The following is a 9,969-nucleotide window of genomic DNA, read 5'->3' as shown; positions in this document are numbered from 1 at the left end:
CTAGGGAGTAGGGTTTCATTTTTCTCTTTCTTACCACCTCTAATATTGTACCTAATCGTTAAGCAAAGTGCTGTATTATAATAACTGCGCGAAATCCTCTACCGACAAGCAGATAAAAGCCGATCGCCAATATCTGCCTTTATCTGCGCCGGTATGGGGTTTTACACCTAATCTTTCTTCGCCTTAGCCTCCAAATTTTCCATCCGACTCCTCAAATCTTGATTCTCCTTTTTCACCTGGTCTAATTCCTCCCGCAACTGCTTTACCGCTGCATCAGAACCAGAATTTTTCTGCACTCTTTGCACAGCTTCATCAGCCATGCGGCGAACGCGGCCATCGGGAGTTTGGTCAGCTAAAGAACGCAAAATGCGAATTGCTTTGCGAGTTTGCATTTGTCCTAATCCCGCTACTACAGAGACTTGAGTCAAGAAAAACGTCTCTTTAGATAATTCTGCCAATCGCTGCAAAATCCGTTCTAAATTGACCTTCGTTTGACCACTCGAAATTGTGCCCAAAGCTCGAATTGCAGCCAAGCGCAAAGCTTGCGGAGTGCCGACGGCTGTGTATTTCAATATTAAATTCAGCGCATCTTCCGAAGTTTTCATCTGCGCCAAACCGGCGATCGCACCCGATCGCACTACCTCATTCCACCCCTGACGCTCTTTCAGCACCAATTTTAACTCTTTCAGTACCTGTTCGTCGCTCGGTTTTTCGTCGGGGTTAGCCCCTGCAATGGAGCCCATAGCAGTCGCTGCTGCTGCTTCTACATAATAGCTGTCGTCGCCTTTTTCGACGATCGATCTCAGCGCTTTATAACTTTCGTGAGTTTGGATTTTACCCAGCGCATTCACCACAGCGCGACGAACACGAGCATCTTTATCTTTTAAACCACTTACTAAACCTTCAAAAACTTGGTCGAGTTTAATTTCAACTAACTGACCGGCAACTTCGGCCCGTACTGCCCAGAACGGCTCTTTCTTGAGAACTTCTGACAGCGTTTTCACGGCTTCCAGCCCTCCCTTCTTCGCCAAAGCTTGGGCCGCGTAAATCCGGGAAACCGGGTCTGGATCGAACTGCAACTGAGCTTTTAGTTCCGCAACTCCATACTCTAACACAACTGTTTTTAAGTATTTATTGCCGACATCAAAACTGATAAATGCAGGCTTCTCTTCGAGAGGGAAATAGAAGCTTTGCTCGCGCTCATGCACTCGGACTGTGAAAGTTTTTAGGTTCTGGCTTGAACGTGCCCAACTGTCATCATCTGCTTCTTTTTCTGGCTTGTAACCGAAGCCGATCGGAATTTTTAGGTCAAAGACATCTTTGCTGTTGCCGTTGCCATTTTTGCTATCTTTTACCTGAGTTTGAGTGACAGTAACTTTTGCTAATTTGCTGTCACCATCCCAGGAATAACCAACCTTATAATCTGGATGACCGCCGCGATAAACGTACTGGTCAAACAAAAACATGAGATTGCGACCCGTAGCCTTTTCTATCGCCCTGAGCAAATCGATGGTTTCTACAGTTTTGTGAGCGTTATCACGCACAAAAGTGTGAATTGCTTTGTCAAATAATTCGTCGCCCAACTCGGCGCGAATCATGTGATAGACGCAAGCACCTTTTTCGTACAAATGGCGATCGTACAATTCAATGGCTTCGCGGTAAACGTGAGTAACGATCGGGCGCCGATAGCGAGAACTATCTTCTGCTAAATAATTGCGGGCTTCATTTAACATATAGTAAGCCGCGTCTTCTTTGCCGTATTCTTTGTCAGTCCACAGCACCTCGGAATAAGAAGCCATGCCTTCTTTCAGCCAAGCATGAGACCAATGTTTAATTACTACTAAATCCCCGAACCACTGGTGAGCCAATTCGTGGGCTACCAAGCTTTCAGTGCCGCGATTGTCGAGGCTGGCGCGTTCGTCTAGCAAGCACCTATCTGTCAGCAAAGTTGTTGAAGTATTTTCCATACCGCCGAAGATGAAATCATCGACGCAGACTTGAGCGTATTTAGGAAAAGGGTAAGGATAGCCAAATGCTTTAGAGAAGAATTCTATCATTTGAGGCGTTTTGCCCATGCTGCGCTTAGCGTCTGCTTCGCGGCTTTTTTCCACGTAATAATTAACTGGTTTGCCGTTCCATTCGTCTTTAATTTCGGCAAAATCTCCTACTGCTAAGGTCATTAAGTAGGTCGGGTGTACCTGGGTTTGGGACCAGTGATAAATTTTATCGTCGCCTTCGTTTTTTGTACTAATTAATTCGCCGTTGGAAATAGCAAAGAGTTGTCTCGGAACTTGCACTCGAATTTCCGAAGTTGCCAACTGTCCGGGATAGTCGAAACAGGGAAACCAGAAGCGGGAATCTTCGTCTTCGCCTTGAGTCCAAACTTGTGTTGGTTTGTCTGGATAGTGTTTGTCCGGGCCGACGAAATAGAGGCCGCGCTGGGGTTTTTCGACCGAGTATTCGATCGCAATTGTAATTGGTTGGTAAGCTTCTGTTGGTTCGTGTAGTTGAATTTGCAAGACTTCGCCATCGCTGTCGAAATTTTGTTCAATTTCGCCGACTTTTACTGATTTGATATTCAGATTGACAGCATCTAAGGTTAATTTGTCAATACCGCTACGGACTGGATTGATGCGGATGCTGCAAGTGCCACGAAAGCTTTGTTTGGGAATATTCAGCACTAAGTCGAGGAAAATGTGCTCTACTTGACCAGGGCGATCGGGGTTGTAGTGGGGCCTGGCACCGGGCATCTCGAAGGATTTGTGACCGTTTTCAGAATCAAAGTAAGTGTGTGACATTGTGATGGCAAAGTTGTGAGTCGATCGGCGATCGCTGGCAGCGCAGATCCGGCTGAACTGCCAGCTTATTATAGAGTAGCGCGTCCTAGCTGCTGTTGTCGCTAACTTGTTAAAAACTGGGTCGAGCGTTGACGGGATAGAAAATATGATTTTTTCGCTACAATATCAGCAAGGTTAATGTCTGCAATCATCATCCTGCAATTGAAATTGAGAGGGAAATCTGTATGACAGCTACACTATCAGTTCCCAGTTCGATCGAATCTTGGCTTGGCGACGAAGCCGAAGACTTGCTCACCCATCAAGCAAAAGTTTCTAAAGATTTGTTGCACCTGCCGGGTCCGGATTGGGTCGATCGCATTTTTGCTCAAACCGATCGATCTCCCCAAGTTTTGCGATCGCTTCAGCAACTCTATTCTAGCGGACGCTTGGCCAATACCGGCTATTTATCCATCCTGCCCGTAGACCAAGGAATCGAACACTCGGCGGCCGCTTCTTTTGCACCGAATCCAATCTATTTTGACAGCGAAAATATCATTAAATTAGCAATTTCTGCTGGCTGCAATGCTGTCGCGACAACCCTGGGAGTTTTGGGAAGCGTATCTCGCAAATACGCGCACAAAATCCCTTTTATTGTCAAGCTCAATCACAACGAATTGCTGACTTATCCCAATCAATTTGACCAAATAATGTTTGCGACCGTCGAGCAAGCTTGGAATTTGGGAGCAACAGCAGTCGGAGCAACAATTTATTTTGGTTCTCCCGAATCGACGCGACAAATCCAAGAAGTCAGTCAAGCTTTTGCCCACGCTCACGAATACGGAATGGCGACAATTCTGTGGTGCTATCTCCGCAATGATATCTTTAAACAAGACAAAGATTATCACGTTGCGGCGGATTTAACCGGGCAAGCAAATCATTTGGGAGTGACAATTCAAGCTGACATTATCAAGCAGAAGTTGCCCGAATGCAACAACGGTTACGAAGCTGTGGCTAAAGCTAGCGGTCACAGTTACGGCAAAACCGACAAGCGCGTTTATTCGGATTTAACAACGGATCACCCGATCGATCTAACTCGCTATCAAGTTCTCAACTGTTATGCGGGAAGGATGGGTTTAATTAACTCCGGCGGTGCTTCGGGGAAAAGCGATTTTGCAGAAGCAATTCGCACGGCGGTAATCAACAAGCGTGCTGGCGGCTGCGGCTTAATTTCCGGCCGCAAAACTTTTCAGCGTCCCTTTGAAGAAGGCGTAAAATTGTTCCACGCCATTCAAGACGTTTATTTGTCGCCAGAAATCTCGATCGCCTAAAAATTCACAGTGCAGAGATGTGCGTCAATATCACAACCTAAACGTAGGTGTACACGACCCATAAATCGTCGTAAACGTAGGGTGCACACTGTGCACCTTACGTGATTAAAATTCCTTAATATAAGTTGCAACTTAGCTGTAATATTAGTAATAGCTGAACATATATACAGACACAGTATAATATAAATTTAAAAATGCCCCACAGCCTTGTTTTAAACCTGCTGCCAGTTGCACCAATTCCATCTCAGTTTTTAACGGGACGGCATCTCCACGCTTTGTTTTTGAACCTTGTGAGTGCTGTAGACAGCGATTTGAGCGCCTACCTGCACGATCAATCTCATGAAAAAGCTTTCACTTTAAGCCCGTTTCAAGTAAGCAGAAAAGAGGCTTACAAAAGCAGTACGCCGCAGCGACAAAAGAGAGCTTTGCCTCCGGATTCCCGCACAATATCTCCGGCTGTACAGTGGGAACACAAGCAAGCTATTCAGGAAAATACGCCGATTTGGTGGCGAATTTCTCTGCTGGATGACGGTTTGTTCGATCGCCTAACTCAACTTTGGCAGCAACTCAATTTTGATCGCCCTTGGCATCTGGGGCCGACAAATATATACATTACTAATATTTTGAGGGAACCGCAATCCAACCAGCCTTGGGTAAACTTTTGTACTTACGCTGAATTGTTCGAGAGAGCTTCGGAAACTGAGCGCCAAATAGCTTTTAGTTTTTGCACTCCTACTAATTTTCGGCAAGGTGTCTACGATAGTGCTATGCCCACTCGTGAGAGTATTTTTGGCAGTTTAGCTAATCGCTGGAACAAGTACAGCCGGATTGCGATCGAACCTACTTTCACAGAAGCTATTTTTCCCAGTTTCTTCGATATCAGAACAGAAGTTAGTACAGATTCTCGCAGTAAATTTATTGGCTGCGTCGGGGATATTAGTTACCGAATTATGGGAGATATAGCTCCTGCTACTATCAAGCAAATTAACACTTTAGCAGATTTTGCGCTTTACAGTGGAGTCGGGCGAAAGACGCCGATGGGAATGGGAATGACGCGCCGATTGCAGGTTTTTTAATCATTCACTTTTTGGCTGAATTTCACTAACAATTTCATAAACATCAGTGTCTGGTATTTTCGCAAACAAAGGCGCCATCTGCTTCAATATTTCCTGATAAGCTTCGCTTTGATTGGCTGCCATATCTTCTACGCTTTCCCAAAAAATGATGGCAATACCTTTGTCTGTATTGGGCAATTGCAGCAGGTATGCTCCCTTAAAACCTGTGGCATAAGTTGCAACGGCTTTTTCAAAAAGTTGTTCTGCAGCTTCAAATTTTCCTGGTTTAAATTCGCCAATGGCAACGTAGGCAAACTGATGTCTGAGAAAGTCGAGAAATTCTGACATATCCTTTTCCTCACTTAATAGCGATACACTAAGTTAGATTTTACCCGATCGCCCGAAATTTGTGAACTGCACAGGTTGGAGTTTCGCGCTTAGCTCATCGGCGGATTTATTAATTACACGTAACTGCGATCGCCACTCAAATAGAAACTTTTTAAGTCAGGCGGCTAGAATCTTGATTAAATAAACTATTGAATCGCGGATTTTAGACGTTCACAATCCTAGGTACGCTGGAGCGACTTCTAGTGCTAGTACACAGGGTAAAGCTGCGGATAACTCAAGTGTTGTGCTTAGCTGCGAGCATACACAAAGCCGTAAACAGTTGCCAGTCAAAAGCGGTTTTTTGCAATAACCCTATTGAATTATTTAAAACTAATTTGTAAGAATGATAACAGAGAGATACAAACAAAGTAAAGAGCCTGTTCAAACAAATGAAAAAAATATTAGTAATTGAAGACGATAACTTAATCCGAGAAACCGTATTAGAACTTCTGGAATCGCGCGGTTTTGAAGCTGTCGGCGCCGAAAACGGACAAGTTGGTATCCAGTTAGCTGCCCAAATTCCCGATTTAATTTTGTCAGATGTCATCATGCCGGAACTCGACGGTTTTGAAGTATTCGCAGCCGTGCGATCGCACCCTGCAACCGCCAGCATTCCGTTTATTTTTATGACAGCCTCCGAAATGGAAAAAGCCCTGGAACTTAAAGCAGACGGCTATCTCAAAAAACCTTGCAGTGTCGCAGCAATGCTCGGGGCGATCGCCACTCAACTAGAAAAACCGACAGTTACCAACCCACCACATCAAAAAGTACAGGACAATTCTGCGCCATCAAATCTTAGCTTGCGTGCCCGGAACCAAAAATCTCGGTTTGAGATTGTCTCGGTTTGCTGGCAATGACACTCACAGTAACGTTATTGATACATAAGTTGAGGGAATTTCAAATTGGTTCCCCCCAGGGGTGGCTTAGACTGGGTATGTTGAATTTGGTTAAATATTTATGAACGCACAACCCAAAGGCCGCCTAGTTTGGAACCACTCTACCCACCTTCCCGGTTTGATACCAATTTTAGAGCGCCTCACCCTAAAAATGGGCATTCAAACAGTAACTCCGGGCGTCATCAACAAAGTTAAAGGACACATCCCCCGCATGACATTAAGAGTGTCAGTACCCATCCGCGGGGGATTTAAAATCATCGCCAGACAGGGCAAAACCGTACAAGAAGTCTTTATATTAACGACTCTCACTCAAGGCGACTTGGAAGAGACGATCGCCCAAACCCTACCCAAGTGACAATATTTTCTTAGCAAGCAAAGCCCGGGCTTTCACCGAAGTAGTTTCATCGCTTTGGGTGATTTCCTCAAGTCTGGCCGAAACTTCCGCTAACCAATCCGGTTTAACAGTCGCAGCAGCCGCCAAAGCTTGCAAACCCCCCGCTGCTGCGTAGCGCACCACCCATTCTGGATCGCGGGACGCTTGCAGTAGCGTTTTCACAGTGCGAAGTTGAGCATCTGCAATTTGTTCTGTGGGCATCAATTCCCAGCAAATCGTCCCCAAACCCCTAACCGCCGCCCGCCGCACGCTCAAAGCAAAGTCATTCGCCGCTGCATCCAGCAAAATCTCCAAACCCCTGGGATCGCCAATTCCCGCCAAAGCCCGAACAGCCCAAGCTCTCGCCCCGTAATTGTAGCCGTCAAGCTGTTCTAGAAGCGGCAGCACCGCAGCTTCTCCGAGCTGAATTAGCCCATCCACGGCGGCAACAGCGGCGCCTGGGTTGTTGTAACCGAGCACTGTAATTAAGGTAGGAATTGCTTGTGTTGAGGGAGTCGCCGCCAGTGCTTTGACTGCATTTAACAAGCCTTCGGAAGAATCTGCTTGTTCGACAGCCTGAATTAGTTCTAATGCCATTTATTTATAGTATTTACAGCAGGTTTACAAACGATTTGAGATTTTAGATTGCTCATTTTCACAATATTTCCTATGAACCTAAAATCCCTTGAAGTTGCGCTATCATCTCAGTCCGAGAACAAACATTCAGCTTGCGGAACATCCGTTTGAGAGCTTGCTTGACAGAATTTTGCGTAATCCACAGCGCTGCACCAATCTCAGCATTCGTTAGTCCTTGTGCTACCAGTTCAGCAATTTGTACCTCTCGCGGTGTCAAACGACTCGCTAACGGCGAAATGAATCTTGCCTCCGGCACCTGTAACTTTGCCAGACGGGCTGACAGGTGAAGACATAGCGCGCTCAAGCGAGCAACTTCCCCACCACCAAATGCAGGTGTATCACCGACGCGGGCTAAATTAACTGTACCAATAAGACGGCCGTCGCCTACAATTGGCCCAGTTATTATGTGTTCGTGATCGTAGTAGGCGCAACAGTGCTGATAAAGTTCGCAATGCTTCCAACCTCCCAGAGGTAGCACCATTTCTTCGTGAGCCGGAGCATGGCACTCAAGCACGTAGCGCAACACCGGATCGACGGCTCGACCAACTTTTTCGTAGCGCTCTACAAAAGCACTAACATTGGGTACGCCCCGAACATCAATCTCGGCAATGCCGGAGTGTTCGCCAAAGAAATAGATTCCCCAACGCTGTACTCCAAAATGCTCGCCCACTCCATCCATAAACCGCAGTCGAAGTTCGCGCTCGTCGCGAGCAGAGGCGATCGCGTCAAATAGGGCATAAAGAGAATTAGTCATTGATGGGTTCAAAGTGTACTCACATGGGGACTATGCAATTTTGAGATTACTTCCTACGATAATCTCTAGCAAAGGTTCCAATAATTTGAAAAATGACAAATCAAGCAAAATATTACATTGGTCTGGTGATTTTTCCTGGCATGACTCAACTCGATATGACTGGGCCTTACCAGGTATTTTCCATGATGCCTGACACTCGTGTTCTGCTGTTGTGGAAGACTCTCGAACCAGTGACGAGTAGCGAGGGGATGACGATTTTACCTACCGCCACCTTCAATGACTGTCTGTCTTTAGATGTTTTGTGCGTTCCCGGTGGCGCGATCGGGCAGGTGGAAATGATGCAGGATGCGGAGGTACTGGAATTTCTGCGCCAACAGGGAAAAACAGCCAAATATATCACCTCGGTTTGTACGGGTTCTTTGATTTTAGCTGCTGCTGGACTCCTTCAAGGATACCGCGCTGCTTGCCATTGGGCATTTCGCGACCAGTTAGCAATGCTGGGTGTTGAAGTTGGAACGGGAAGAGTTGTTGTCGATCGCGATCGCATCACAGGCGGTGGCGTAACTGCTGGTATCGATTTTGGATTGGTAGTTGTTGCCAAACTCTACGGCGAGGAAACTGCCAAAATGATTCAGTTACTTCTAGAGTATAATCCCGCACCACCTTTTAATGCTGGTTCTCCCGAAAGTGCTGGAGAGATTTTAGTTGAGCAAGTGAAGAAATTTGGCGAACAGCTAATAAAGGCATCCCTCGCGGCAACGAAGCAAACAGCGCTCGAATTGGGTATTAATCATTAAGTTAATAGTTACCTGCGCTATTTACAAAAGGCTATCCATTAAGTTCATAACTTGGATAGCTTCATCTGACAAATATAGTGATTCTTGTTGATTGAGGTGATGCTCCAAAACTCCTTTGAGCGCTATCAATTTCAGGCTATTTTCTGCTAAAGTTTCAGAAATAGCTTGCGCTCCCGGCAAATAGCCGATCGCCCCCAAGTCCATCAACGCCGATCGCCTCAACTGCAAATTATCCCCATTCAAAGCACTTACCAATCGCTCTCCGTAAACCCGCTCTCCAGTTAACTGATACATCGCCCGCGCCGCAGCGTACTGCACCCGCTCCACAGAATGTTCTAAAAAAGGTGAAATTAGCGGTATTGCTTCTGTAGCTTGCAGCGTTCCCAAAGCTTCAATTACCGAGTCGTAAGGTTGCACGAGGTGCGATTTTCCTGGCACTCGCACAGCCACAGCTACGCCCCCATCCAATAACTTCATTAGCGGCCCAATAGAATCGCGATCGCCCAGCATTTCTAGAGCTTGAGCCGCCGCTTCCCGCACGTAATAATCAGCGCATTCCAAACAGCGAATCAGGGCTGGCAAGGCTTGTTTGTCACCCAATTTACCCAGAGCCCGCGCCGCATTTCGTAATAGGGAATAGTCGCCGATTTTTGTTTGTTCTGACTCTTCTTCCAATGCGGCAATTAAAGCTGCAATAGCTGCCGGTTCCTTGACTCGAAATCTGCCCACCCACCAAGCAGCATAATACCGGAGACTGTAATCTTGGGAGTGCAAATTTGCGATCGCCTGTTCAACAGTTAAAGACTCGCCCTCAGCTACACCCGCCGGCGGTGAGTCGGATTCGTAATAATTCATAGTCATTATTTATTAGTTATTAGTTATTAGTTATTCGGCGATTGAAAGAGACTGTTGGCGAATCAATAAAGGGCTTCACCTCTCACCCCTAAAAATAGTGGTTCTAGACTA

Annotated in this window: 10 protein-coding genes; 5 read left to right on the top strand and 5 right to left on the bottom strand. The window is 46.2% G+C overall.

The genetic code is table 11. From position 1 onward, the window contains the following. Positions 1-167 precede the first annotated feature (167 nt). Positions 168-2,798: a M1 family metallopeptidase gene (locus QUA03_RS27380; protein ID WP_333216662.1), complete on the bottom strand. Its 2,631-nt coding sequence runs from the start codon at positions 2,796-2,798 to the stop codon at positions 168-170. 224 nt (positions 2,799-3,022) lie between these two features. On the opposite strand from QUA03_RS27380, the gene QUA03_RS27375 reads away from it, so the two are divergent. Further along, the gene (locus QUA03_RS27375) at positions 3,023-4,105 is read left to right on the top strand and encodes a class I fructose-bisphosphate aldolase (RefSeq protein WP_333216660.1); all 1,083 of its coding nucleotides are present in this window, start codon (positions 3,023-3,025) and stop codon (positions 4,103-4,105) included. Positions 4,106-4,299: 194 nt separating this feature from the next. Beyond that, on the top strand, positions 4,300-5,181 hold the full coding sequence (gene cas6, locus QUA03_RS27370; protein ID WP_333216658.1) for a CRISPR-associated endoribonuclease Cas6: 882 nt from the start codon (positions 4,300-4,302) through the stop codon (positions 5,179-5,181). Here cas6 and QUA03_RS27365 read toward each other — a convergent pair whose 3' ends face one another. Beyond that, entirely contained in the window at positions 5,182-5,508 is a 327-nt protein-coding gene (locus QUA03_RS27365) for an antibiotic biosynthesis monooxygenase (protein ID WP_333055299.1), read from the bottom strand. 428 nt (positions 5,509-5,936) lie between these two features. Here QUA03_RS27365 and QUA03_RS27360 point away from each other — a divergent pair, with 428 nt between their 5' ends. Both QUA03_RS27360 and QUA03_RS27355 read left to right on the top strand, forming a co-directional pair. After that, a complete protein-coding gene (locus QUA03_RS27360) occupies positions 5,937-6,404 on the top strand; it encodes a response regulator (protein WP_333216656.1) in 468 nt (155 codons plus the stop codon). 100 nt (positions 6,405-6,504) lie between these two features. Next, positions 6,505-6,798, top strand: coding sequence for a DUF2103 domain-containing protein (locus QUA03_RS27355; RefSeq protein WP_333055302.1), 294 nt, complete (start codon positions 6,505-6,507; stop codon positions 6,796-6,798). Here QUA03_RS27355 and QUA03_RS27350 read toward each other — a convergent pair. Next, positions 6,787-7,413, bottom strand: coding sequence for a HEAT repeat domain-containing protein (locus QUA03_RS27350; RefSeq protein ID WP_333216653.1), 627 nt, complete (start codon positions 7,411-7,413; stop codon positions 6,787-6,789). The genes QUA03_RS27355 and QUA03_RS27350 overlap by 12 nt on opposite strands. Positions 7,414-7,483: 70 nt before the next feature. Next, positions 7,484-8,206: a LuxR C-terminal-related transcriptional regulator gene (locus QUA03_RS27345; protein WP_333216651.1), complete on the bottom strand. Its 723-nt coding sequence runs from the start codon at positions 8,204-8,206 to the stop codon at positions 7,484-7,486. A 92-nt stretch (positions 8,207-8,298) separates the two neighbouring features. On the opposite strand from QUA03_RS27345, the gene QUA03_RS27340 reads away from it, so the two are divergent. Next, a complete protein-coding gene (locus tag QUA03_RS27340) occupies positions 8,299-9,003 on the top strand; it encodes a DJ-1/PfpI family protein (protein WP_333216649.1) in 705 nt (234 codons plus the stop codon). 21 nt (positions 9,004-9,024) lie between these two features. On the opposite strand, the gene QUA03_RS27335 is transcribed toward QUA03_RS27340, so the two are convergent. Continuing rightward, positions 9,025-9,864 carry a HEAT repeat domain-containing protein gene (locus tag QUA03_RS27335; protein WP_333216647.1) on the bottom strand — a complete coding sequence of 280 codons (840 nt, stop codon included), beginning with the start codon at positions 9,862-9,864 and terminating at the stop codon, positions 9,025-9,027. Between the last annotated feature and the right edge of the window lie 105 nt (positions 9,865-9,969).

Origin of the sequence: Microcoleus sp. S36b_A4 (assembly GCF_036700645.1) — a bacterium.
In the GTDB taxonomy this organism is placed as follows: domain Bacteria; phylum Cyanobacteriota; class Cyanobacteriia; order Cyanobacteriales; family Microcoleaceae; genus Microcoleus.
The sequence above is the reverse complement of the archived record's forward strand: the minus strand, read 5'-3'. Positions and strand labels throughout refer to the sequence as shown.

Coding starts and splice junctions, on each gene's coding strand:
- QUA03_RS27380 (WP_333216662.1), bottom strand. CDS start 2,798: ATGTCACACACTTACTTTGATTCTGAAAACGGTCACAAATCCTTCGAG.
- QUA03_RS27375 (WP_333216660.1), top strand. CDS start 3,023: ATGACAGCTACACTATCAGTTCCCAGTTCGATCGAATCTTGGCTTGGC.
- cas6 (WP_333216658.1), top strand. CDS start 4,300: ATGCCCCACAGCCTTGTTTTAAACCTGCTGCCAGTTGCACCAATTCCA.
- QUA03_RS27365 (WP_333055299.1), bottom strand. CDS start 5,508: ATGTCAGAATTTCTCGACTTTCTCAGACATCAGTTTGCCTACGTTGCC.
- QUA03_RS27360 (WP_333216656.1), top strand. CDS start 5,937: ATGAAAAAAATATTAGTAATTGAAGACGATAACTTAATCCGAGAAACC.
- QUA03_RS27355 (WP_333055302.1), top strand. CDS start 6,505: ATGAACGCACAACCCAAAGGCCGCCTAGTTTGGAACCACTCTACCCAC.
- QUA03_RS27350 (WP_333216653.1), bottom strand. CDS start 7,413: ATGGCATTAGAACTAATTCAGGCTGTCGAACAAGCAGATTCTTCCGAA.
- QUA03_RS27345 (WP_333216651.1), bottom strand. CDS start 8,206: ATGACTAATTCTCTTTATGCCCTATTTGACGCGATCGCCTCTGCTCGC.
- QUA03_RS27340 (WP_333216649.1), top strand. CDS start 8,299: ATGACAAATCAAGCAAAATATTACATTGGTCTGGTGATTTTTCCTGGC.
- QUA03_RS27335 (WP_333216647.1), bottom strand. CDS start 9,864: ATGACTATGAATTATTACGAATCCGACTCACCGCCGGCGGGTGTAGCT.